This window comes from Polyangiaceae bacterium (assembly GCA_020633235.1).
GTDB lineage: Bacteria > Myxococcota_A > Polyangia > Polyangiales > Polyangiaceae > JACKEA01.
In genome coordinates, this window is record JACKEA010000004.1 from 801,611 (window position 1) to 824,054 (window position 22,444).

The following is a 22,444-nucleotide window of genomic DNA, read 5'->3' on the forward strand; positions in this document are numbered from 1 at the left end:
GCACTGTTGCCAACCTTGGGCGCGCCTCACCCAGTCCCTTGGCCTGCCTTCCCGTCGCGCACGGACGTCCTATCGCGTCACTTCACTGAGTGCGGCCAGGGAGCGGCGCCACCAGTCGCCGACGCGCTGTCCGGTCACCCTGTCCGGGAAGCCGTGGCGCGCGGCGTGTTTTTGCGGGATCTCGAGCCAGCCGAAGTGTTGGACGCTGACGCGCGTTTCGTCGCCCACCGCCTCGAACGTCACTTCCACGCGGGTGGTCCGCTCCGCATCTACGGATTCGGGCTTCCAGGTGAAGCCGAGGCGCTCGCCACGGCGCCACTCCGTGATGGTTCCGATCTCGTACACGCTGCCGTCCGCGAGGCGCGTGACGAGCTTGCCGCCCGCTTCGCCTTCGAAGGCGAGGGTCCCGTCGCCTTGGGAAGTGATCCGAAACAGGGGATCCGGTCGCCACCAGGCGGCGATCTCACGGGTAAAGACGTCGAAGGTGCGCTCCGGCGAAGCCTTCACGCGCAGGGCGACGAGCACGGAAGAGGTCACTTCCGCCCGCCTTTTTCGATGTGATCCTTGAGCGCCGTGAGCTGCCGCGCCCACAAGCGCTCCATGTCGTCGAGCCACTTCCTGAGATCCGCCAAGCCCGCCTCCTTCAGCGCGTACACGCGCACCCGCGCGTCGAACTCCGGATGCGTCGCCTCCACCAGGCCGCTCTGCTTCAGTACGCGCAAATGGCGGCTCATCGCGGGCGCCGTCAAGCCGAGCGCGTCCGCCAGCTCGCCGGCGCGCCGCGGGCGCTCGCTCAGGAGCTCCACGGCGCGCCGCCGCTGCGGATCGGCGAGCGCTGCGAGCCGTTCGTCCACGGCGGCGCGTTTCACTCGAACATCTCGGTCGTCAGGCCGCTTTCCTTGTCCCACTCCTCGGGCGTCACCTTCTTCACCGTCTGGCCGAAGGTCCAGATGTGGCCCTCGGGATCCTTCGCGCGGTAGGTGCGATCTCCATAGAACTGCGTCTCGGGCTCCATGATGATGACGGCGCCGGCCTTGCGCGCGCGCTCACAGTGGGCGTCGACGTCCTCGTCCATGTGCACGTGAACGGACTGGGTGTTCTTGCCGTCTAGCGAAGCCGGGCTCTTGTGCAGCTCGGACCACTCGCTACCGACCATGATCAGGCACTCGCGGTAACGCATCTCCGAGTGAGCGATGTTGCCGTCCTTGTCCGTCAAGATCATCGCCGGCTCGAAGCCGAAGGCCTCCTGAAGCCACCTGAGCGCGGCCTTGGGGTCCCGGTACGAGAGCGCCGAAGTGAGACTGTTCCGCTTGAATTCAGCCATCTGAGCTCCTTTCTATCCGCGACAATAATTAACCATATATAAAACTATATCGCCGATGTCCAGCCCTTCCCTGTCGAACGAGATCGAACAACTTCTGGCAGCGCCGCAGCGGGTTCCCGGTGATAGAAACGGAGACATGCTCAAGCACACGATGCTCGCCCCACTATCGCTGACGCTGCTGGTCGGATGCGGCAGCTCCTCCCACACCATGCTGACGCGCACCGCCGAGACCCCGGACAACCTCACTCGCGTCATGCGCGGCGGTTCTCGCTCCGGCTGCGACACGAGCGGCACTTACGACGGCTTTTCCGGAATCTTCGTCGACTGCAAGGACGGCCGCATGGTGGTCCACAAGCCCACTGGCAAGAACATGGACGCTCCGGGGGACCCGCTGGAAGTGACCTGCTTCGACGGTCTGTCGGATCCCGAGGTGTGCGAAGCGCTGTGGCAGAAGGTGCTGGCCGCTGGCAAAGCCAACTGCGAAACGGGCGAGACGGGACCCGGCTGCGGCGAGCTCAAGTGTACTGGCGCCGCCGACCAGCACTCGTGCAAGGACGTGCTGGAGTCGAGATAGCTCTCAGCCGCTGCTCTTCGCGCGGAAGTGGCGCGAAGCCCACCACAGGGACTTGCTCGGCTGGTTCCACGACGCCCAGGACGCGATGTCCCGCGTGTCCACCGTGGTGCGCCGTCCCGCTTCGTTGTTGTAGATGACGAACAGGAAGCCGTCGCAGGGCGTGGGGGTGAGCTCCTCCAGCTGCGAGACGTGCTCGTCCAAGAGCCAGCCCTGCAGTCGCAGGCTGGTCGGCATCCAACGCTGGGCGATGGGACGGCCGTCGTCGTCGAGCTCGAGCAGCGCCGGCGCCGCGCGCAGCACCTGGACGGCGATGGCGATGTCCGGCGCCGTGATCGCGCGGTGCCCATGCTCCGGCAGTCCGAAGATGCGCCGCGTGTCGATGTACAACGGTGGTCGCCGACCGATCACGTGAGAGATCGAACCCGTGCCCAGACTCGTGTTGGAGGCGTCGAAGTAGAGGCGGTCCCAGTTCGCGTCCCCCATCGCGCCGCGGATCGCGGTCCGCAGCCGGGACGCGTACTCGAACAAGATCTGTTGCTCTGGATGCGGCAGAGCAAAAATCCGCGGCTTGGCCACGAACCACTGCGCCACCTCTTGCCAGGTGCCCTGCACCAGGTCCCGGAGGCTCTGAAGCGTCACGAAGCCAGGGGGCATGAGCCCGCTACCATACGCAGGGATGCCATAGCGCACCGCGTCAAAGAAGATCCTTTCGCCGAATTGTGGGCGGATGTAGGTGCATGTCTTACCATAGCGAAGTGATGGGATTTCGCTGGAAAATCTCCCGACGCGACATCTGGCTCTGGGCAGTCATGGTTGCCCTTGGCGCCACGGCAACGGGCTGTGGCCATCCGGTCCAGCGCAAGCTCGAAGGCCGCTGGGTCGGCGAGGGGGTCGAGAACTTCGACGACCGGGACATGGCCGCAGCAACGGGCTGGGCCAAGGGTACGAGCATGGAGTTTTCGGGCTCCACGGTGACCGTGGCCATACCGGCAGAAGAGCCGCGATCGGGTCCGTACAAAGTGGTGAGCGTGCATCAGAGCGACGTGAACATTGCCGTCACGCGTTCGGATGGTGCGACGGACAAGGTGCACTTCAAGCTCGACGACGATCACGCCATGCGCTGGATGCTCGACGGCTCCCGCGCGATCGTGTTGCGCCGAGAAGACTGACGTCCGCGCGCAGCGTGGTTCCGCGCCGCCCCGACAACATCTTCCTGCAGCAGCTTGTCGGCCCGCCGCGGTAACACCGCGTTGCGCCGTCACGCAAGCGGTGGTGCGAGCTCCGCAAGGCGACTTCGCGCGCGCGCTTTCGTCCCTGACGACGCGTATGCTTTCAAGCTCAGTCGGTACAGCTCGGCGGCCTTGTTCTTGCGATGCAGCGAGAGGTGCGCTTCCGCAGCCCAGAACAAGCGCTCGCCGTCCGACTCGTGGTTCCAGGTGCGTCCCTTTCGGTGCGCTCGAAGGACCGCCAGGGCGCGGGAGGGCGAGAAGGTCGCCAGCAGCTCGATGATGAGCGAGTCGTGGGCATCGGTTCTCTCCAAGAATCGCTCGGCGTATGCACCAAATATTTCCCATGCCAGAGCAACCTCGCCTTGCGTCATCAGCTGTCTTGCCGTTTGGGCCAGCAACTCCGGCGCTGGGGGGAACTTGCGAATGTGCGGCAGCAACTGCGCGACGAGCTCCGGACGCGACGTGAGCGCCTGGACGCCAAGCACCAGGGGCAGGGTGAGCTCATTCAGCGGCTGCGGCGCGAAAGCCTGCTCCAGCTCGGCCAGCAGCAGGCCCGGCGGCACGGCAGTCAACCGCTCGAGAAAGGCGGCATCGCGCAGGAACGCGAAGCGGCCGGCGAGATCTACAGGCCCATCGTCGTACCAGGCCAACGCCACGAGATTCCTGATGCCACCGGCCGGAACGACCACGACGCGCATTGAATCCGCGAGCTCGGAGACGAACTGCATGACCTTAGTCGAGAAGGCTTCTCTTGTGTCGTGGCAGTAGGGGTGAAAGGTGACGATGTCGCCAGCATCGGTCAACGCCAAGAGGCAGCGCCCGCGGACCTGACCGAGGCTGTTTCGCGCGTAGAGCACGCGCTTGTTGATGTCGGCCGCGTTGGTCACTGCGGAGAAGAAATTGAAGGCACGGGGCGCCAGGCATGTCTCGAAGTACGCGCCCATCCGCAGGACTTCGAGGGGGTCGTCTTCCAGTGCCAAGGTGAGGGGATCGCTCTCGCCTCCAAAAGCCCGCGGTCCAATGCCGTCCACCCACGGGTCGACGTTCACGCCCCGGGCGCGCAGCTGCTCCAGGAAGCGACGATTCGCCGGGTGATCGCGCAAGTCCCACGGCCGTGAGCCACAGCGCACACGCAGCAGCTGCTGGCCGAGGGCGGAGAAGTCCGGGGGAAGCTCCGTCAAAGCGGCGACCAGAGCGAGGTTTCGCTCGCCATTGGCCCACTCGGGTCGCTGCGGCACACCCAGGAATTCAGCAAGGGCGACGTCGGTGCGTTCGGCCAGCTGGCGTTCCCATGCGTCGAAATCTGCCCGCTCTGCAGCGCGTTCCAACTTTGCGCGCAGTTTGTCCAGCTTGGATTGGCTCAGTCTGGGAGGGGCCCGGAGGCGCTGCTCCAGATTCGTGATCCTGCGCGCGATTCGAACGTCGTCGGCTCGATGCCGCAATGCCGCGAGCTCCGCCATCAGCTCGGAAGCTCGCGGCAAGTCGGTGCCCAGAAGCGCCACGGTGGCCTTCTCCGGTGCCTCGTGAGTCGCCGCCAAGCGCGCGATCGGTCCGTGTAGGGCTTCGGGATACTCCGCCGCCCAGGGCGGCGCACCGTGCGCCATCGCCCGCACGGGGGCGGGCAGATCTTTTCGGCGCTTCAGCAGCTCAATTCGCTGACCGGCGGCGACGAGACGGCGCACGTTGCCGTCGAGCAGCAAGCTTCGCAGGGAGGACAACCTACCTGCTTCGTCGAAGGCGCTCACAAGTCGCCCGAGGCCGCCCCGAAGAAGCCGGCGCTCGTCGTGCTCCAGCTCCAACAAACGCTCCACCACAGCGGCAAACTGCGCGGTGGCCTCGCCGGTTATCTGGATCGCTAGCCGACACGTGTCGTAGATGTCTCTATCCGCGAGGCGGGCCTGATGGAGCTCGAGAAACAGCTGCGCGGCGCGCTCGGGGCTCTTGGCGTGCTGGAGCAGAGGGATCAGGTTCTGTGCCATGCTCGCGTCGATCCCCGAGATGACCGTCCCGTGGATGTGGCGTAGGGCTTCGAAGAATCCGTGGAGCGATCGCTTGCTCGAGAGATTGGCCAGCAGCTCTCGGTCGAGCATGAAAGGCCAACGCGTCTCGGGCCGCAGGCTGTCCAGCCATGGACGCATCCAGCGCCGGGCCGAATGCGACCGACCATCGACCAGATACCTTCGCAGTGCATCGAGAAACGCCGTGAGCCGTGCCGGTTGCTCTTCCGCCCGCATTGCCCAGTGCATGAAGAAGAGGGTGGCGGCGCCGCGAGGGAGCTCTTGGGGAAGCTCGGCCAGCGTCAGAGTGGCGGCGCGGCAAGCGTGGCGCTGGATGGGGGCGGCGAGGGTCTCGATGCACCGGAAGTAGTCGCGTGCCTTGAGCGGGCGCGGTGTCTCGTTGCGCAGTTCCAAAATGGAACGAATGGCGGATGCCTTGCGCGCGTCGCTCCATTCGGCTCTCCCAATCCGCTGCGCCAGGCGCGATTGAGACGCGCGCTCCAGGGCGTCCCACCAGCCCCGCCAAGCGGACAGCAGCTCCTTGGGAGCGGAGATCTCGAAGGTCTCGAGGGCGCGCTTCGCGGTTCGGGTGTCTTGCGCGGTGGTCCAGGTCAGCCACTCCAGCAAAGGCCGCGCGAAAGGGGTCGCCCGCTGCTCCGGGAGAGGCTTCGGGCGCCTTGCGCGCAAGGCGCCGAGCACCGCTCCGGCATGCTCGTGCCCGCCTGAGAGCGGCGTGTCGTAGACCCGAGGATCCGCGAGCCAAGCCATCACGAGGTCCAGTCGCTGCGCACCGAGGCGAGCTGCCAGCCGCGTGAGCAGCACCGCCCACGCCCGCGTCTGCTCCAGGCCAACTTCACCTTGCAGCGCGACGAGGCTCTCGGCGTGACGCTGCACCCAAGCCAAGCTTGCGAGCACGCCGTCTTGCTCCACGGCGTGAACCCAGGAAAGGGCCGCCACGACCTGCTTCAAGGCGGGCTCGGCACTGACGACCTCGCGCGCCAGTGCACGCGGGTGGCGAGCGTACTGGCTCGGATCTTCAAAGAGATCCGCAGGCAGCGGCTTGCGCTCGTGGAGAGCGGCCTTGACGTGCGACAGGACTAGGTCGACGCGCCGTCTCCATAGCTCCGGGTCACCCACCAGCTTGGGGAGGACTCTCGGGAACTCCCGACGAAGCTCGTTCGCCGTGCGTTGAGCTCGGCTGACCTCACGGCGACCCAGCGTCACGGTCTGCAGGCCGCTTCCCGAGCGCTCGTCCGGTACGCACCAGCAGAGCGCGTCCCCCACCCGCGTGGTCGGATAGCCTGCCGTCCATCCCAAATGGCGACGCAGCACGAGCATGGCGCGCCCTGCTGCTGCCTTGTTCGAGGTTCCGGAGAGATGGGCGCGCACGTCGAGCCGAGCATAGCGTGATGTGCGGGACGCCGGCTGCGCGGAGCCACGTGACGAGGCTCATGCCGTGGCTCGACCTGGGTGGGGGCGCGCGTATCATCGGCTCGGGAAAGGAGTGGCCATGCGTTTTCTCCTCGTGGGGCCGGACCTCGAGTCCAATCTGTCACTGGGTTATCTGGCGTCTTCCCTGACGCGCGCTGGGCACGCCGCCGAGATCGTCGCGTTCTCGAGCACGGCGGACACCGCGGACGTGCTCTCTCGCTCGCGCGCGGCGGACGCCGTGGGGCTGTCTCTGTCGTTCCAGGTGCGGGCGCCGGAGTTCCTCGAGCTGGCCGCGGCGCTGAAGGCGCAGCGAGCGGAGCAGCCCGTCATCGGTGGCGGCCATTTCGCCTCCTGCGCCGCCGACGAGCTACTCCGCGACTACCCGGCCCTCGATCTCATCGTGCTCCACGAAGGCGAGCAGACCCTCGTGGAGCTGGCGGAGCTCGGTCCGGACCTCTTGGCGCGGGCGCACACCGTCGACGGCGTGGCGTTTCGCGGAGCTGGCGGTGCGCCGGCAAGGAGCGCGCTCCGCCCGGCCCTCGCGGACATCGACTCCTTGCCGCCGCCCGATCGTTCCGGCCCTGCGCGGCTGGTGGCTGGGGTGCCCACCGCGTACGTGATGGGCAGCCGCGGCTGCGTGCGGCGCTGCGACTACTGCTGCATCACCACCCTGCATCGCATGGCGCCGGGACCGCGCTTCCGTCGGCGCACGCCGAGCCGCGTGGTGGAGGAGCTGGCGGAGCTATACCATCGCCGGGGCGTTCGCCAGTTCGTGTTCCACGACGACAACTTCTTGGTCCCCTCGGCGCGCCAGAACGCGGAGCGCCTCGCGGAATTCGAGCAGGCCATCGAAGCTGCCGGCATGCGGGACATCGGCATCGTGATGAAGTGCGGTCCGCAAGATCTGGATCCCGCGTCGCTACGAACCCTGAAGCGCATGGGCTTGCTGCGCATCTTCATGGGCATCGAATCGGGCAGCCAATGCGGCCTGGATTCCATCGGCCGTCGGCAGACCACCGCGGATGCGGAACGCGCGCTCTCGCTGTGCGAAGAGCATGGGGTCTCTTCGCAGTACACCATGATCATCTTCAATCCAGAGGCCACCATCGAGTCGATGTTGGCGGATCTGGACTTCGTGCGGCGCCATCCTGCGCATCCGCTCAACTACTGCCGCGCGGAGCTGTACGCCGGAACGCCCCTCGAGCAGCGAATGCTCAGCGAGGGGCGCGCTCGGGGCAGCTACATGGCCCGCACCTACAGCTATCGCGACGAGCGCGTGGCGCGCGTGTGGCGCGTCGGGCGGGAGCTGTTCGCCGGCCGCTGTTGGGGTCGGGACGAGGTCTTGGGTCACGCCATCCGGCTGGACCATCAGCTTGCCGTGCTGAATCACTTCTACGACGGTCCCGTCGTAGAAGCGTTGGTGCGCGACTTCGCTGCCTGGCAGCTGGAGCTGAACCTCCAGACGGCGGCGCTGTTTCGCGAGCTCGTCATCGCGTGTGGAAGTGTGGAACGGGACGACGCGCCGAGCTTGCTCGACGCGGTGGCGTCCATTCGGACCCGGGAGGTGGCGACGCGAGCGGAGCATCGTGAGGCGATCTGCCGATTCCGTGAGCGCATCGGCGGCATCGTGGAACCCGTGATCCAGTACGCCGTCGCGGACCGTCCGCGGCCGAGCCGGATCCCGCGGCATGCCATGGCGCTGCTCGTGGCCGCCACGCTCATTGGCTGTGGCGGTGGCCAAATGCATCCGGATCCCGGCGTGGCCGAGGCAGCGCCTCCCCCCATCGACGAGCCCGAGCCGTTTCCCGGGGAGCACCCGGATGCCGGCACGACGCAGCCTCCTTTTCAGGACGACGACGGCGTGGCCGAGATGGCGCCGGAGCCGTACATCGAGGACGACGGAGTCGCTGAAGCGGCGCCGCCGCCGATCGACATCCAGAAACGTTGAGGGCGTAGTGTGGTGCCGCGCCGTCCCGACAAGATCTTCCAGCAGAAGCTTGTCGGCGCGGCGCGGTAACGTCGCGCCCCGGTCTCGCGTCAGGGGCCGAGCAGGATGCTGCGCGTGGTGCTCGCGCCGCTCTGGCTACGGCTCACACTGAGCTTCCGGGTCGCGTCGCGAGTACATTGCTCGACGGCGGGCGCGAGGGGCGGATCGAATCCGAGCGCGATGAGCTTGCCGTCGGCGCCGAAGTCGAGGGACGCACGGCTGCGCGCGGTGACACGCACGCCCGCCTGCTCACTGGTGTGCCTTGCAAAGCAGGACGTCACTGCGCCCGACACTCGATCGAGCGCCCCTTCGAGCTCGTTCACGCTGGGGCGCTCCGGCAGCTTGGCGACCGGCGGCGCGCCGCGCACCGGCTTCGGCGCGTCCGGCTCCGTTTCCGGCTCCACCGCTGCCGTCTTTGCGCGCGTGACCGTCCCGTCGTGGCCGTCGAGGGAAAAGCTGCCGCTATCTCCGGCGCCGAGCAGCCAGCCCTCGGTGTTCCCACGATGACCGGTGGGGCCCACCGCGACCACGCCTTCACGAACGGCGACCTCCGCGCGGTTCGTCCCGCGCTTCACGGTGAACTGGGTGCCATGCACGGCCACACGGGTGCCCTCGACCTCGATGGCGAAGCTCTCCGGCTTGGGGCTCGGTACCACCTTGCTGGAGACCTCGCCGGAAGTGAGCTTCACCGTGAGGTGCTGGCCGAGCTCCGCCACCTCTGCCTGGCTGCCCTGAGCCAGAGTCCAGGTGGCCTTGCCGGAGTGGGTGACCACGACGTCGTGTCCCTTGGCCTCGACCCGATCGCCAACGCGAAGCGTGGCGCCGTCGATCGTGGCGGCAGTAAACACGCGCGTCGGCGCCGCAGGACTTGACGCCTGTGGCGCCGACGCGGGTGAGCTTGGAGACAGGGCGCGCCAGCCGAAGATGGCGAGCGCTGCGGCGGCTGCCAGGGCGAGCGCGCCGGCCCAGGGGAAGCGCTGCGCGGGGAGCGGCTGGGCTTCCACCTTGGCCATGAGGGAACGCTCCATGCGGTCCCAATCCAGATCCGCCGTGGGCTCCTGCTTGAGGTCGTCCACCACACGGTCGAGTGCGTCGAGCTTGTCGTCGTGCTGTTCCATCACGTCCGCTCCTCTCGCACGCGAGAGCCGCGCTTTCGGCGGGGACGCGCGTCGCTATCGAGGCTATCCGCCAGGGCGGCCAAGCTGGGTTCCTCTCGCAGCATGTCGGCGAGCTCCTTGCGAGCATAGAACAACCGAGTGCGGACCGTGAGCACGGGAGCTCCCACCACCTCGGCGATCTCCGCTGCGGGCATTCCTTCCAGCTCGTGGAGGATGAAAACGGTGCGCTTCTTCTCGCTGATGCGCTCCAGCAGGCGTCCGAAGGCGGCGACGCGGGTACGTCGCGCGACCTGCTCGTCCGGCAGCGGGTCGTGATCCTCGGGCATGTGGCCTTCGGGCTGCTCCACCAGCACCGGGCGGCTCTTGGCGGCCCGGCGGTGCATCAAGACCACGTTCACGGTCACCCGATAGAGCCAGGTGGAGAAGCGGGCTTGGCCGCGGAAGTCCTTGATGCTGCGGTGCACCTGGAGGAACACCTCCTGGACCACGTCCTCCACGTCGGAGGTGCGGCCGCTCAGCATGCGTTGGACGAGACGAGCGACGTCGCTGCGATGCAGACGAAAGAGCTCTCGGAAGGCGACGGTGTCGCCTTCCTGGCAGCGCGCAACGAGCTCTTCGTCGAGAGCCAAGCGGAGGTTCCTAAGGGTCTGTCGGGACGCTGAAGGGGACGTAGCTACGGGGGGCCACGAGTGCTCCAGCGCCAGAGCTACGGCCTGCATCAGAGAGTTGGATGCGCGCCCGACCCCGGATTTTCATCTCGGCTCACAAGTTCCCGTATCTACGGGGAAAGCGGCCTAGAACAGGGCGCGGAGGTCGACCGCGTCCTTCTTCTTCTGCTCCAGGATGCGGTTGACTGCCCGCAGCAGGCGGGTCTTGCCGGGGCCAGAGAGCTTCTTGCCTTCCTTGGCCGCGTTGAGGAGCTGGGGCGTGACCGGACGACCGCTGCGGGGCTTCGGGGGAGCCTTCTTCTCCTCACCCTCTGCCGCCGGGGCGGATTCCGCGCCTCCCTGGCGCTTCTTCAGCTTGAGACGCCGATCTTCCGGCTTCAGCTGCTCCAGCCGATGGCTGACGGCCAGCAGGCGTCGGGGGTCGATCTTGTTGGCTTCCAGGAACTCCGCAAACTTCGTAGCCATGGTTCTCCGCTCGGTTTGATTGAAGGGCGCGGACGATAGCACCGGCCGGCGGGACCACAATCTTCTTTTCCCCCGGCTCCGGGTTCTGGAAAAGTGCCCCTGATGACCGCGGAAGACCGTCTTCTCGAGGCTGAAAAAATGATCCGGGGCCGCCGCCCCCAGAGCCCCCGAGTGGGGGTCGTGCTGGGCTCGGGACTGGGGGCCTTCGGGGATTCGCTCTCGGACCTCTCGAAGGTGCCCTACGCGGAGGTGCCCCACATGCCCCGCTCCACCGTGGTGGGGCACGCCGGCAACCTGTGCTTGGGCCGTGTGGGCGAGGTGGAGGTGGCGTGCCTGCAGGGGCGCGTCCACCTCTATGAAGGACACGACCTCGACACCGTCACCTTCGGGGTGAAGCTCCTGGCCCGGCTCGGATGTCGCGCGGTGATCCTCACCAACGCGGCCGGGGGCGTGAACACGGATTTCGCGCCGGGGGATCTGATGCTGATCACCGATCACCTGAACCTGACGGCCCAGAATCCCTTGGTAGGACCGAACCCGGAGGGCTTGCCGCGCTTTCCGGACATGACGCAGGCCTACGATGAGGACATCCTCGAGGCTGGGCGTCGCGCCGCGAAAGATGCCGGTTCGCCTCTGCGGGAGGGCGTGTACGCCGCGATGCTCGGCCCCAGCTACGAAACGCCCGCGGAGATCCGCATGCTGCGCACCCTGGGGGCCGACGCCGTGGGCATGAGCACCGTAGTGGAGGTGTTGGCCTTGCGTCACCGCGCAGTGCGCGTGGGGGCCATGAGCTGCATCACGAACCTGGCCGCCGGGATGTCCGGCGGTCTTCTGGATCACAAAGAGGTCGAAGAGGTGGCCACGCGAACGCGCGAACGCTTCGTGCGGGTGCTGGGCCGCTGGGTCGAGCTCACGGGGGGTCTCACATGATGGACATAAAGGATCTGATCGCGCCCGCGACGGCGGTGCAGCAGCACGCCCACGCGCCCTACTCCAAATTCCGAGTGGGCGCGGCCCTGCGCGCCGAGGACGGCAACGTATACGCGGGCTGCAACGTGGAAAACGCGAGCTACGGCGGAACGGTGTGCGCCGAGCGCTCCGCGGTTTCCGCCATGGTGGCCGCCGGCGCCCGGAAAATCCGCCAGATCGTGGTGGTCACGGACGCGGACGCGCCGGTCATGCCCTGCGGCATCTGCCGGCAGGTGCTGCTCGAGTTCGCGGACGACACCGAGGTGCTCGCCGTGTGCCCGAGCGGTGAGAAGCTCACGACCCTGGCCGCGCTCTTGCCGGAGCCCTTCGTTTTCGACAAATGACGACATCCAAGATCGTGCTGCGGGGCGCGACGGTAGTCACCTGCGACGAGCAGGACCGGGTGATCCGTGGCGACGTGCTCGTGTCCGGGGATCGCATCGAGGCCATCGGTCGCCTGGTGGTGCCTCGCGGGGCCAAGATCGTCGACGCCCGAGACCACGTGGTGATGCCCGGCCTGGTCATGGCGCACGTGCACCTGTGTCAGGCGTTGATGCGGGGCATGGCGGACGACATGCCCCTCTTGGACTGGCTGCGCACGCGCATCTGGCCGCTCGAGGCCGCCCACGACGAACGCTCGCTGCGGGTCAGCGCCCAGCTCGGACTGGCCGAGCTCCTGCGCGCGGGAACCACGGCGCTCTTGGATCTCGGCACCGTGCACCACCACGACGTGGTGTTCGATGCCTGCGCGCGGGCCGGCATCCGCGTGCTGGGCGGCAAGTCCCTGATGGACAGCGGACAGGGCGTGCCGCGCCGCTTGCGGCAGAGCACGCGCGAGAACCTGCGGGACGCCGAGCGGCTCTCGAAGACCTGGCATGGCAAGGCTTCGGGTCGCATTCACTACGCCTACATCCCTCGCTTCATCCTCTCCTGCTCCGAGGCGCTGGTGCGCGGTGCCCTCGAACGCGCAGAGAGCGAGGGCCGTGCCTTCCACACGCATGCCTCGGAGCACGCGGGAGAGCGTGAAGCCGTGCGCGCTGCGCTAGGCGCCGACGACGTGGTGGTGCTGCGCCGCTGGGGTATGCAGGGGCCGCACACGTCCATCGCGCACGCTGTGCAGCTGAGCGCGGGGCAGATCCGCGCCCTGGCTCGCGCCGAGACCCGTGTGGTCCATTGCCCCAGTGCCAACCTGAAGTTGGGCAGCGGCATCGCTCGCGTCGCCGCACTGCGCAAGGCTGGGGTGGTGGTGGGCCTCGGGCCAGATGGCGCGCCCTGCAACAACAACCTCGATCCCTGGGTGGAGATGCGTCACGCCGCCCTGATCAGCGCCGGGCGCTTCGGTCCGGGCGTGCTCGAAGCTCGAGACGTGCTCAGGATGGCCACCATCGACGGCGCCAAGGTGCTCGGGCTGGATCACGAAATCGGCAGTGTAGAGGTGGGCAAGCGTGCCGATCTGGTGGTGGTGCGCATGGACGACGTGCACGTGGCCCCCACCTGGGATCCGGTGAGCACCCTGGTCTACGCCACCCAGGCGCGCGACGTGCGGCACGTGCTGGTGGACGGACGCTTCCTGGTCCAGGACGGAGAGCTCACTACGCTGGACGCCGAGCGGGTGGCCGCCATGGCACGGCAACAAGCGCGTCGCTTGGCCCGTCGCGCTGGCGTTTGAGGCGTGGCACACTCGCCGGGTGAGCATCCCGCTCCTGCCGGAGATCCCGCCCGAGCTGGTGGTCTATGACCGCCCCTCGCCCTGTCCCTACTTGCCGGATCGCGTGGCGCGCTTGCCGCTGCGCCTGCCGGTGCGGCGGCTGAGCCCCAAGGAGCTCGAAGCGCGGCTCGCCGCTGGGGATCGCCGTCAAGGTCCGCTCTTGTATCGCACGGAGTGCCCGCGCTGCGCCGCGTGCGAGCCCATCCGCATTCCCGTCGCGGACTTCGAGCTGTCGCGCCGTCATCGTCGGGTGTTGTCGCGCGGCAACCGCGAGCTGCGCACGGAGATTGGTCGTCCGCACGTGGATGGTCGCCGCGTGTCCTTGTACAACGGGCACAAGGCCGGTCGCGGCTTGAGCGACGGCCAGGCGGCCATCGACCCTCAAGGCTACGAGGACTTCCTCGTGGACACCTGCTGCGACACCTTCGAGCTGCGCTACTTCCTCGGGGAAGAGCTGGTGGGCGTTGCCATCACGGACCGCAGCGATCAGGGATTGTCCGCGGTGTACTGCTACTACGACCCCGCGCACGCATCGCTCAGCATCGGCACTTACTCGATCTTGAAACAGCTCGAGCTGTGTCGCGAGCGCGCGCTGCCCTATCTCTATCTCGGCCTCTACATCGCCGACAGCCCGCACATGGTCTACAAGGGACAGTTCCGCCCTCACGAGCGCCTCTTGGAAGGCCGCTGGAAGCGCTTTTCCTGAGATTCTGTTGTCGGTCCGCCGCGGTTACCGCGCTTCACCAACACATGCGCGGCAAAGGGGACTCCTTCTTGCGATCGAGGCACTGGGTGATGCCGATCGAGAGCGAGACCTCGTGGGAACGGTCGGGATCCCAGTCGCTGCCCACGTGATAGACGTAGCGCGGCGTGAACACGAAGCCCCACTCGCCGTCGAACAGCACGGGCATCGAGACCTCGGGTCCGATGGGTAGCGTGGTGTCCGACCCTAGCGCGCTCCAGCTGTGGTCCACGCCGATGTACGCTCGGGGGACCACGGTGAGGCCGTCCGATTTGGGTTTCGTGGCGGGATAGCCCGCGGACACGGCGCCGCGCACCGCATGCAGCTTGGGCTGGGGGCCACCAGAGTGCGAGGTGTAGCTGACCTCTTCCGCGAGCACCATGCCGTCCAACGCCAAGCTCACCCCGCCGCCCGGGCTCTGGCGGTAGGACGCCACGCCCGAGAGCGTGGTGTAGCAGCCCGTGGTTCCGCTGAGGGCGACGGCGAAGAGGACTGGGCGGAGCGTCGTGGAGGCGATGCCATAGGGTACATCAGAGACGACGCGGAGGGGACGCGCGCGACGGGCATCGCGCCGGACCGACATGCTCTCGGAAGTCGAGTCAGTAGCCGTACAGCAGCTTCTGTCCGTTCCACACGGGCACCACGTCCGCCGGGTCCCCCGTGTCGTATCGGTTCTTGTCCGTGCCGGTGGCGGTGATGTTCGCGACGGCGAGGTGACCGGGGTAGAGGATCATGCGCGCCTTGGCGGGAAGGTCGCGGGTGAAGCGATTGCGAAGGATGGCGAGCCCCGAGATTGGCGTCATGGAGGATTTGACGTTGAGGATCGAGCCGGCGCTCGCGTCCTCGATGTAGAAACAGTTGTCCGTGAGCTCGGGGGGCGCGTCGTAGGTGCCGTTGTCCTGCGTGACCAGCACGGCGGAGGTGTGCCCGGCGTGCAGGCTGTTGCCGATGATGCTCACGGAGGTCAGGTTGCCTTCCACCTGGATGCAGTCGTTGTGTGAGCCGTCGGCATGCGAGGTGTCGGGCGGGTTGTCGTAGTGCACGAGGCCGTGGATGAAGTTGCCCTTGGCGATGGCGAACGAGCGCTGATTGACACCGGCCATCGAGATGCCATCGACAGTGCCGGAAATGTCGTTGCGCGACGCCGTGAATCCGGAGCCCTGGATGCCGTAGCCCTGGTAAAAGGATCGGTTGGCGGCGGGTACCTCGATGCGGTTGTGCTCGATGCTCACACCCGTGGCACCACTGGTCGCAACGAAGATTCCGCGGATGTCCGTCGTGGAAGCGGGCATGCGGATGACGCAATCGCGAACGACGACGTTCGGCGCCTTCACCACGATGCGTCCGTCGAGCAGCCGGCGTTCGTAGATCTGTCCGGGCGTAGCAAGGGTGATGACGCCGGAGTCGGGAGTCAGCTCGTTCAGAGCGACTCGAGGGCCTGTGAGGGCCGCCGTGGGGCAGGTCTTGCCGAGCACGAAGGGATCGCCACCGCCGCCTGCGCCGCCTGCGCCGCCCGCGCCGCCTCCGCCGCCCGCGCCGCCTGCGCCGCCTGCGCCGCCTCCGTCGGCCGTGCCGGCCGTGCCTCCGCCGCCGCCGGAACCGCCACCGCCGTTGCCAGCGGTTCCGCTGCCGCCAGCGGTTCCGCCGCTTCCGCCGGTTCCCGAAGAGCCGCCGCTAGCGCCCGCGTTCCCGCCGCTCGCGCTTCCCGCGTCCGCCGTCGGCGCGACGGCTTCGTCGTTCGAGCCACACGCCACACACAATAGAGCCGCTGCCAGCCATCGCATGACGACAATGTGTCTGCTGCTCCCGTCGCAGGGAAGTCCAACGAGCGCTGCAGCCCGAGAAATTAGGTCGTGTAATGTCGCGCGTGCTCCGCGAGGCCGCCGACGACGGAATGGAACGTGCGGTGGAGCACGACCGAATCGCCGAAACGCGCGCGGAGCTCCTGGCGCAAAGCGGCGAGCTGGGCGGTGCCGCCGGTGAGGCACACGCGCTCCACCTGGGTGCTGGAGACCCCAGCTCGCGCCAGGGTGTCGTCCATGCAGCCCACGATGCGTTGCACGACGTCGGCGCTCATAGTGGACAGCTCGTCTTGGCTCACGGTGTCGGTCACGTCGGCGTCAGGGTAGCGAAACTCGAAGGGCGCTTCGCCCGCGTCGGAGAGCGCGATCTTGGTCTGCTCGATGGCGCGGAAGATGGCGTAGCCCAGGCGATCTTCGCCCACGCAGATCAAGCGCTCCACGGCCTCGCGATCGGTCTCGGTCTCGCAGCCGTAGCGCACGCGGTCGAGGAGCTCCACGATGTCCTTGCGCTCGAGCAGCGCGGCGTCCGCGGGGGAGCACAAGGCTTCCACCAAGGGGCGGGGCATGGTCAAGAGGCTGTTGCCCAGCGGCACGCGGTAGCGAACGTTGGCGCCAAAGTGCGCGGCGATCTTGCCGCGCATCATGGCGCCGTCCACGGCGTCGCCGGCGGTGCTCACCCCACCGATGGCCAGCACGTCGCTCGGATCGTAGCCGTCGGGCCGGAGGCGGAGCACCGTGAAGTCCGAGGTGCCGGCGCCCAGATCCACGACCAGAGTCAGCTCTGGACCGTGTAGCGTGTGGCGGAAGTCCCGCGCGGCGGCCAGGGGCTCGGGGTACAGCTCGATGTCCTCGTAGCCGGCGATGCGTGCCGCCGCCGTCAGGCGCTCGGTGGCCGTCGCCTCCGCTTCGTCGTCCTCCGAGAAGCGCGCCGGGCGCCCCAGAACCACACGGCGTACGTCCGCGCCCGTGTGCCGATTGGCGCGGGTGCGCATCTCGCGGAGGAACACGCCGATCAGATCTTCGATGCCCATCAGCGTGCGATGGATGCGTGTGCCCCGGAAGCCGACGTCCGGCAGGTACTTCTTCACGGAGCGGAGCAGCCGACCGTGGGCGCCGGCACGAGAATACTCGCGGATGGCGTCGGCACCGAAGGACCAGCCGTCGTCCGGGGTGAAGAAGAGCACGCTCTTCAGCACGCTCGGGGTGTCGCTGTCGGGGGACAGCTCGGAGAGCTCACTCGTGCCGTCTGCCCGAACCACGGCCAGGAGCGAGTTGCTGGTGCCGAAATCTACGGCGTGGAGCACGGCGTTGGACATGCCTGGATTCAGCGCTTCGCGGACCCCATTTACAATCTGCCCCAAATGCGGTGAAGCTATCAGAGGCGTTTGTAAGACGCGGAATATCGAGCGCATCCCCGCCCGGGATTAGCGGGCAGACTTCCACGCCACAGCGCGTTTCTCGAAGCGAAGATAGCTGGGCCGCTTGCGAAGAGCACCCATCGCGTGCGGAGCGCTGAGCAGCTCGATGGCCATCTCGATACGGGTCGAGACCGGTGGCATCGGCTTGCCGAAGAAGCGGGTCTTGAGCGCCCGTCGATCGAACGCTCTCTCCGGTTCTCTTGGGAACTCGTCTCCGCGAACGCACAAGAGCCAAGTCTCCACGACTTGAACTGGGACAACGACGCAAGTCATTCCGCCGAGGGTCGACCATCGCGCCGGAATTGACGCCGTCAGCCAGCACTCCCTGCAGCGTACGTCGTCGTCGATGTCGAAGGGTGCGGGCGCGTGTCCCTCGTCGTGTTCTGGTCGTCGCTTCGCGCCGCCGTCGTTGTCGACCGCCAGCACTGCGTGGCGAATGCCCACCCGCGCCGCCGTCGCGAGGAACGCCGGGGCGAGCTTGACCACGGAGCGATTGCCGGTGAACGAGTAGTCACCCACCCAGCGCTCCACTGGTTGCGCCAGGATCTTCTCGAGCAGAAAGCGGTAGATCTCGCCGTCGTAGAGATCGTACTCGCTCGCGATGGCGACTCGTAGAGTCAAAAATTCGCTGCTTCGTTGAACGCGCCGTTCGCCAGCAGCTCACCGGGATCGGCCCGTGAAAGCGATTCTGCGAGGTCTTCGGCGTCCGAGAGCCGCCGGATCTTCGTTCCATCGGCCGCGCGATGGAGCAGCAATACCGAGTCCGGCTCGTCTCGGAACAGATTCAAGAGGGCGGGGGAGTGCGACGCCATGATGAACTGCGTGCGTCGCTCCCTCACCAGGGTTCGGAGCAGGTCCACGAAGTCGGCAAGACGCCGTGGGTGTATTCCGCGCTCCGGCTCCTCGATGAGCACGAGCGCGCCCTCCGGGGCGGATAGCGCGTGAGCAACGAGACCGGCGAACACCAGAACGCCGTCTGAAACCTGAGTCGAGTCGAAGCGCTCACCGTCGCGTTGCTTGAAGAGGAGCCTGACCTGACCGTTCTCTGCGGGCTGGGCCAGGACTTGACTCATCTCTGGAAGACACTTCTGGATGATCTCGTCGAACTGCGCCATGCGCTCGGGGAACTCCATGCGCCAACCGGCGACGACGGCGGCGAGATTCGAACCGTCCTCCGCCAGGTCGACACTCTGTTGAGTGAAAGACCGCTGGCGTAGACTCGTGACACTCAAGTGCACCACGCGCGCGCTCAACGCGGGGAGGATGAGCTGACGGACTGCGTGCATGGACTTACTCTCGTGCCTCCTTGTCACGGCGTAGGCGGCGAGGCTGCGCTCGGGGCTGAGCATGGTCCCGTCGATATCTGCCGAGCCCGGCTTGCCGGGCCAGACATTCTTGAGTGCTTCCGCTCCGTCGACAGCCACCCGCTCTGTCCATCCGCCGGCGGGTTGCGCCCTCAAAGTCCAGGATGCCTTCCGCGGCTGAGCTTCCGCGGGAGACAATCTGACACAGGCGTCCCACTCGACCCGCAGCGATCCGTCTCCGGTTGCCGGTCGATGGAAGTCCGACGCCGATACCCCGCCTTCTCCTCGCACCACGTCGACGAAGCTGAGGAAGTTCGACTTGCCGGAGTTGTTGGCGCCGACCAGAACCGTGATCGCCTCGAGCGGGGCGGCTTGGAGCGTTCCAAAGCTCTTGAAGTTCTGGAGCCGGACTTCCGTGATCATTGGCGGATCATAGCGCACTCCCCGCGCCCCTCGCGAAGCGTAGGGCGCGTCGCGTGGTTCCGCGCCGAACCAACCAACAAATGCCCTAAGACGCCCGCGGGATGGGGGCGCGACGGAAGGTGGGCGCCAGGCTCACGGCGGCAAACACGCTGAGGGCGACGAACACCCAGAACAGCGACTGCCAGCCCCAATGCGCGCTGACCCAGGGGACGGCAAGGCCTTGCAGTACGGCGCCGACGGAGCCCATTCCGTTCACGAAACCCGTGGCCATGGCTGCGGCGTGCGGTCCGCCGGCGTCTTGAGCGGCGGCACCGGAGATGAGCGCGTCGGGGCCGAACAGCGCGGCGCCGATGAGCGCCAGGCCGATCACGTTGGAGAGCGTGCTGTGGGCGTCGAGGCGCGTGTACAGGAGCACCGCTGCAGCCAGGGCGACGAGTGAGCCGCTGGCGAGCAGTGAGCGTGAGAAGTGGCGCAGGCGATCCGATGCGACACCAATGACAATCACGCCCACCACGCCGCCCACCTCGAAGGCTGTGGACACGTAGCCCGCATCTTCTTCACCGAAGCCGCGCGCTTTGGCCAGGAAGAACGGCAGCCAGAACAAGAGCGCGTAGCGGATGAACTTGATGGCGAAATAGCTGGTGCCGTAGCACCAGAGCACGGAGTTTCGGAGCACGGCGCGTTGGGCTGCCTGGCGCTCTCTGAGGGTAGGGGCGTCGGGGGGCTTGTCGGAGGTGGATTCTCCGTCGTGCGAAGGGCCGGCCTTCAAGAACCACAAGATGGCGAGGGCCACGATCACGATCCAGACGGCGGGGCCGAAGAAGCTCCAGCGCCAGCCGTAGAGACCGAGAAGCCGTGCAGCCAGGGCCGTGGCTGCGATGCCGCCCACCTGGTAGCAGGTGGCCCAGAACGCCATCACCGAGCCGCGGTTGCGCGGCGTGGTCCACTCCGCCATCGCGCGAGTGGTGCCCGGCCAGCCCGTGGATTGGGCGAAGCCGTTGATGCAAAACAGGATCGCGAAGAAGGCGGCGGTGCTCGACGCCCCGAAGGCGGCGCAGCACGCGGCGGACAGCAGCATGCCCCAGCCGATGAGCCGCCGCGCACCGATGCGATCCCCGAGGTAGCCGCTGGCAAACTGGCCGATGGAGTAGGCGACGAGATAGGCGGTGTCGATGGCGCCCAGGGTCGCAGTGGAGACTCCGAGCTGCTCTTGGATCGACTTCTTGGCGACGGAGAAGCCCTTGCGACCGGTGTAATAGGTGGCGTAGGCGAGCCAGGTCAGCCCCCACGCGATGTTGCGATCCCGCCGTTCGGACACGGCGCTACACGATCAAGCGCACGCCGCCGAGGTCGGCGAGGTTGTGCGGGAAGCGGTCGCCGGGGCAACCGATGAACATGTAGTTCTTGGGAACGTTGAGCCGTCCGCTGAGCTTGTCGATCAGATCCGGCCCGAAGCGGCCGCGAACGGCCACGAAGTCGATGCGGATTTCCGGAAAGATTTCGTCCAGCGTGCGGAGCTGCTCCGCGAGCTGCGGAGGGATCTTGGCTTCGTCGTCGTACACGTGGACGACGAGCAGATTGTTGGTGTGCTCGTTGTCGAGCACGTACTCGATGGCGCGGCGCAGGTTGGCCGGGCCATCCCCGCGAGTGAAGAACACGATCGCCTGGCTGTTGATGTCGTGGATCTTCCGCGTGGTCCAGTCCGCGACCTTGTCGTTGGCCTGGCGCACCTTTTCGTGGATGGCGCGCCCCATGTAGAGGAGCGCTTGCAGGATCTTCACACGCAGGAACATGAGCCCCACGGCGGTGACCGCGATGGAGAAGTAGATCAGAAAGATCACGGCCTGCTGGGAAGACTTGACGATGTTGCCGACCAAGGCAGTGCCCACCGCGACCATGGCGATGAGCACCGCGGGCCAGCTGGCACGCAGGTCCCTCGGCAAACGGCCGCGCTTGATGGCGAGCAGGCGGTTGCCCACGGCAAAGAGCATCATCACGCCCAAGAACGAGATGGTGTACACGCCGGCCAGCGTGCTGACGTCGCCCCTCGTGATGAACAAGATGGAGCAGCACAGCCCGAAGAAACCCACGATGATCCAGTGCGGCGTGCGGAAGCGGCGGTTCTCCGTGAGCAAGAACTGCGGCAAGCAGCGGTCCAGGCTCATGCGGCGCACCAGGCCGGTCACGCCCACGTAGCTGGTGAGCACGGCGCCGGACAACACCAACACCGCGTCCACGCTGACCCAGGTGCCCAGCCACTGACCCACGGAGCGGTGGCCCATCTCGCTGAGCAGCGCCGTCTGGTAGTTGCCGTAATGATCCACGGGGATCATGCCCAGGCCCAACAGGCAGATGGTGGGGTTGAACACGAAGACGGCGATCCACATGTTGCGCAGCGTCTTCGGGAACACGCCCGGCTTCTGCTCTTCGATGAAGTTGGCGGAGCTCTCGAAGCCGCTGATGCCCAACATGCCCGCGGCGAAGCCGAAGAACAGCGCCTTTTGCAGACCACCGGCGGGCGGGTGATGCCAGTTGGCGATCAGCGTGGAGAAGCCGTCCTTGTAGACGTACAGCGCTGCGGCGCCCGTGAGCAGCACCAGCGTGGAAATGTGCAGCACGAAGATCACCAGCGCGACGGCGGCGCTCTCGGTGATGCCGATGATGTTGAGCGCGGCGAACAGCGCGAGCAAGACCACCGTGCCGATCATGATTGGCGTGGCGTGAAACACGTGATGGGCGTAGTGCAGCGCCTCGTTGGCGCTGATCACCGCGGTGGCCACGTAGCTGAGCAGCGTGAGGCATGCCGCCAAGGACGCCTTGCCCTTGCTCGTGGTGTTCAAGAGCACGTTGTACGCACCGCCGTTCAGCGGAAGGGCCGAGCCCACTTCGGTGTAGATGCGCCGGAACAGGTACAGAACCAGCCCTACGGTCGCCAGGGCGATGGGCGCGTACACCCCAGAAGAGAGGGTGCACAGCGCGGCCACGTACAGCACGCTGGAGGTGATGTCGTTGCCGCAAATGGCGGTAGCGCGCCACTGGCCGAGCTTGTTCTGGGGTGCGACGTGGTGCGTGTGACCGACCGACGGTGGCGATTGTTCGAGGTCGGTGATCTTGGTCGCGTGGCCCCAGCCGGCGAATACCCAAGGCCCGTTGGGCACGGGGGTGGTTCGATCCTTGTCCTCTTGGGCGGGGGCACCCAGATCCGTGTCCATGTCTCCGCCGATGGTGAGCTCGGAATCCGGCGGCGGCTCACTGGGGCGGGTGTGGGAGGATTTTTCGTCGGGG

At 67.0% G+C, this 22,444-nt stretch carries 22 protein-coding genes; 7 read left to right on the forward strand and 15 right to left on the reverse strand.

All coding sequences use genetic code 11. The features are described 5' to 3' along the window. Positions 1–69: 69 nt before the first annotated feature. Genes H6717_25000 through H6717_25010 form a run of 3 tightly spaced genes read right to left on the reverse strand, consistent with a single transcriptional unit; the run spans position 70 to position 1,324 of the window. Positions 70–537, reverse strand: coding sequence for an SRPBCC domain-containing protein (locus H6717_25000; protein MCB9580311.1), 468 nt, complete (start codon positions 535–537; stop codon positions 70–72). Further along, positions 534–950, reverse strand: coding sequence for a winged helix-turn-helix transcriptional regulator (locus H6717_25005; GenBank protein ID MCB9580312.1), 417 nt, complete (start codon positions 948–950; stop codon positions 534–536). The genes H6717_25000 and H6717_25005 overlap by 4 nt, the downstream gene beginning before the upstream one ends. Continuing rightward, positions 866–1,324 carry a VOC family protein gene (locus H6717_25010; protein MCB9580313.1) on the reverse strand — a complete coding sequence of 153 codons (459 nt, stop codon included), beginning with the start codon at positions 1,322–1,324 and terminating at the stop codon, positions 866–868. The genes H6717_25005 and H6717_25010 overlap by 85 nt, the downstream gene beginning before the upstream one ends. Before the next feature lie 136 nt (positions 1,325–1,460). Here H6717_25010 and H6717_25015 point away from each other — a divergent pair, with 136 nt between their 5' ends. Continuing rightward, a complete protein-coding gene (locus H6717_25015; protein MCB9580314.1) occupies positions 1,461–1,898 on the forward strand; it encodes a hypothetical protein in 438 nt (145 codons plus the stop codon). A 3-nt stretch (positions 1,899–1,901) separates the two neighbouring features. On the opposite strand, the gene H6717_25020 is transcribed toward H6717_25015, so the two are convergent. Beyond that, positions 1,902–2,552, reverse strand: coding sequence for a hypothetical protein (locus H6717_25020; protein MCB9580315.1), 651 nt, complete (start codon positions 2,550–2,552; stop codon positions 1,902–1,904). A gap of 155 nt (positions 2,553–2,707) precedes the next feature. Between H6717_25020 and H6717_25025 the strand changes: the two genes are divergently transcribed. Further along, positions 2,708–3,067, forward strand: coding sequence for a hypothetical protein (locus H6717_25025; GenBank protein ID MCB9580316.1), 360 nt, complete (start codon positions 2,708–2,710; stop codon positions 3,065–3,067). Positions 3,068–3,156: 89 nt separating this feature from the next. Here H6717_25025 and H6717_25030 read toward each other — a convergent pair whose 3' ends face one another. Further along, entirely contained in the window at positions 3,157–6,513 is a 3,357-nt protein-coding gene (locus tag H6717_25030) for a hypothetical protein (protein ID MCB9580317.1), read from the reverse strand. Between the two features lie 121 nt (positions 6,514–6,634). On the opposite strand from H6717_25030, the gene H6717_25035 reads away from it, so the two are divergent. Next, positions 6,635–8,503, forward strand: coding sequence for a B12-binding domain-containing radical SAM protein (locus H6717_25035; protein MCB9580318.1), 1,869 nt, complete (start codon positions 6,635–6,637; stop codon positions 8,501–8,503). A gap of 89 nt (positions 8,504–8,592) precedes the next feature. On the opposite strand, the gene H6717_25040 is transcribed toward H6717_25035, so the two are convergent. The 3 genes from H6717_25040 to H6717_25050 all read right to left on the reverse strand — a co-directional run bounded on the left by H6717_25040 (position 8,593) and on the right by H6717_25050 (position 10,793). Beyond that, positions 8,593–9,663: a FecR domain-containing protein gene (locus H6717_25040; GenBank protein ID MCB9580319.1), complete on the reverse strand. Its 1,071-nt coding sequence runs from the start codon at positions 9,661–9,663 to the stop codon at positions 8,593–8,595. After that, positions 9,660–10,379, reverse strand: a complete 720-nt coding sequence (locus tag H6717_25045) for a sigma-70 family RNA polymerase sigma factor (protein MCB9580320.1) — start codon at positions 10,377–10,379, stop codon at positions 9,660–9,662. Before H6717_25045 ends, H6717_25040 begins: the two co-directional genes overlap by 4 nt. Positions 10,380–10,454: 75 nt before the next feature. Continuing rightward, complete coding sequence (locus tag H6717_25050) at positions 10,455–10,793, reverse strand: hypothetical protein (protein ID MCB9580321.1); 339 nt, start codon at positions 10,791–10,793, stop codon at positions 10,455–10,457. Positions 10,794–10,895: 102 nt separating this feature from the next. Between H6717_25050 and H6717_25055 the strand changes: the two genes are divergently transcribed. Genes H6717_25055 through H6717_25070 form a run of 4 tightly spaced genes read left to right on the forward strand, consistent with a single transcriptional unit; the run spans position 10,896 to position 14,176 of the window. Then, positions 10,896–11,723 (forward strand): purine-nucleoside phosphorylase, encoded by an 828-nt coding sequence (locus H6717_25055; GenBank protein ID MCB9580322.1) that lies wholly within the window; start codon positions 10,896–10,898, stop codon positions 11,721–11,723. Then, positions 11,723–12,106: a cytidine deaminase gene (locus tag H6717_25060; GenBank protein ID MCB9580323.1), complete on the forward strand. Its 384-nt coding sequence runs from the start codon at positions 11,723–11,725 to the stop codon at positions 12,104–12,106. The genes H6717_25055 and H6717_25060 overlap by 1 nt, the downstream gene beginning before the upstream one ends. Continuing rightward, positions 12,103–13,431 carry a 5'-deoxyadenosine deaminase gene (locus H6717_25065; GenBank protein MCB9580324.1) on the forward strand — a complete coding sequence of 443 codons (1,329 nt, stop codon included), beginning with the start codon at positions 12,103–12,105 and terminating at the stop codon, positions 13,429–13,431. Before H6717_25060 ends, H6717_25065 begins: the two co-directional genes overlap by 4 nt. 55 nt (positions 13,432–13,486) lie before the next feature. Then, a complete protein-coding gene (locus H6717_25070; GenBank protein ID MCB9580325.1) occupies positions 13,487–14,176 on the forward strand; it encodes an arginyltransferase in 690 nt (229 codons plus the stop codon). Positions 14,177–14,210: 34 nt separating this feature from the next. Here the strand turns inward: H6717_25070 and H6717_25075 are convergent, their stop codons facing one another. From H6717_25075 to H6717_25105, 7 genes are all read right to left on the reverse strand, one after another. Continuing rightward, positions 14,211–14,795 (reverse strand): hypothetical protein, encoded by a 585-nt coding sequence (locus H6717_25075; protein MCB9580326.1) that lies wholly within the window; start codon positions 14,793–14,795, stop codon positions 14,211–14,213. A gap of 16 nt (positions 14,796–14,811) precedes the next feature. Then, the gene (locus H6717_25080; protein MCB9580327.1) at positions 14,812–15,996 is read right to left on the reverse strand and encodes a hypothetical protein; all 1,185 of its coding nucleotides are present in this window, start codon (positions 15,994–15,996) and stop codon (positions 14,812–14,814) included. 62 nt (positions 15,997–16,058) lie between these two features. Continuing rightward, positions 16,059–17,330, reverse strand: a complete 1,272-nt coding sequence (locus H6717_25085) for an Hsp70 family protein (protein ID MCB9580328.1) — start codon at positions 17,328–17,330, stop codon at positions 16,059–16,061. Between the two features lie 108 nt (positions 17,331–17,438). Continuing rightward, positions 17,439–18,053, reverse strand: a complete 615-nt coding sequence (locus H6717_25090; protein MCB9580329.1) for a hypothetical protein — start codon at positions 18,051–18,053, stop codon at positions 17,439–17,441. Further along, complete coding sequence (locus tag H6717_25095; GenBank protein ID MCB9580330.1) at positions 18,050–19,159, reverse strand: AAA family ATPase; 1,110 nt, start codon at positions 19,157–19,159, stop codon at positions 18,050–18,052. The genes H6717_25090 and H6717_25095 overlap by 4 nt, the downstream gene beginning before the upstream one ends. Before the next feature lie 85 nt (positions 19,160–19,244). Continuing rightward, on the reverse strand, positions 19,245–20,477 hold the full coding sequence (locus H6717_25100; GenBank protein ID MCB9580331.1) for an MFS transporter: 1,233 nt from the start codon (positions 20,475–20,477) through the stop codon (positions 19,245–19,247). Between the two features lie 4 nt (positions 20,478–20,481). Beyond that, positions 20,482–22,371, reverse strand: coding sequence for an APC family permease (locus H6717_25105; protein ID MCB9580332.1), 1,890 nt, complete (start codon positions 22,369–22,371; stop codon positions 20,482–20,484). Positions 22,372–22,444: the final 73 nt, after the last annotated feature.

Coding starts and splice junctions, on each gene's coding strand:
- H6717_25010 (MCB9580313.1), bottom strand. CDS start 1,324: ATGGCTGAATTCAAGCGGAACAGTCTCACTTCGGCGCTCTCGTACCGG.
- H6717_25105 (MCB9580332.1), bottom strand. CDS start 22,371: ATGGACACGGATCTGGGTGCCCCCGCCCAAGAGGACAAGGATCGAACC.
- H6717_25065 (MCB9580324.1), top strand. CDS start 12,103: ATGACGACATCCAAGATCGTGCTGCGGGGCGCGACGGTAGTCACCTGC.
- H6717_25080 (MCB9580327.1), bottom strand. CDS start 15,996: ATGCGATGGCTGGCAGCGGCTCTATTGTGTGTGGCGTGTGGCTCGAAC.
- H6717_25075 (MCB9580326.1), bottom strand. CDS start 14,795: ATGTCGGTCCGGCGCGATGCCCGTCGCGCGCGTCCCCTCCGCGTCGTC.
- H6717_25055 (MCB9580322.1), top strand. CDS start 10,896: ATGACCGCGGAAGACCGTCTTCTCGAGGCTGAAAAAATGATCCGGGGC.
- H6717_25045 (MCB9580320.1), bottom strand. CDS start 10,379: ATGCAGGCCGTAGCTCTGGCGCTGGAGCACTCGTGGCCCCCCGTAGCT.
- H6717_25020 (MCB9580315.1), bottom strand. CDS start 2,552: ATGCCCCCTGGCTTCGTGACGCTTCAGAGCCTCCGGGACCTGGTGCAG.
- H6717_25015 (MCB9580314.1), top strand. CDS start 1,461: ATGCTCAAGCACACGATGCTCGCCCCACTATCGCTGACGCTGCTGGTC.
- H6717_25025 (MCB9580316.1), top strand. CDS start 2,708: ATGGTTGCCCTTGGCGCCACGGCAACGGGCTGTGGCCATCCGGTCCAG.
- H6717_25035 (MCB9580318.1), top strand. CDS start 6,635: ATGCGTTTTCTCCTCGTGGGGCCGGACCTCGAGTCCAATCTGTCACTG.
- H6717_25095 (MCB9580330.1), bottom strand. CDS start 19,159: ATGATCACGGAAGTCCGGCTCCAGAACTTCAAGAGCTTTGGAACGCTC.
- H6717_25050 (MCB9580321.1), bottom strand. CDS start 10,793: ATGGCTACGAAGTTTGCGGAGTTCCTGGAAGCCAACAAGATCGACCCC.
- H6717_25085 (MCB9580328.1), bottom strand. CDS start 17,330: ATGTCCAACGCCGTGCTCCACGCCGTAGATTTCGGCACCAGCAACTCG.
- H6717_25060 (MCB9580323.1), top strand. CDS start 11,723: ATGGACATAAAGGATCTGATCGCGCCCGCGACGGCGGTGCAGCAGCAC.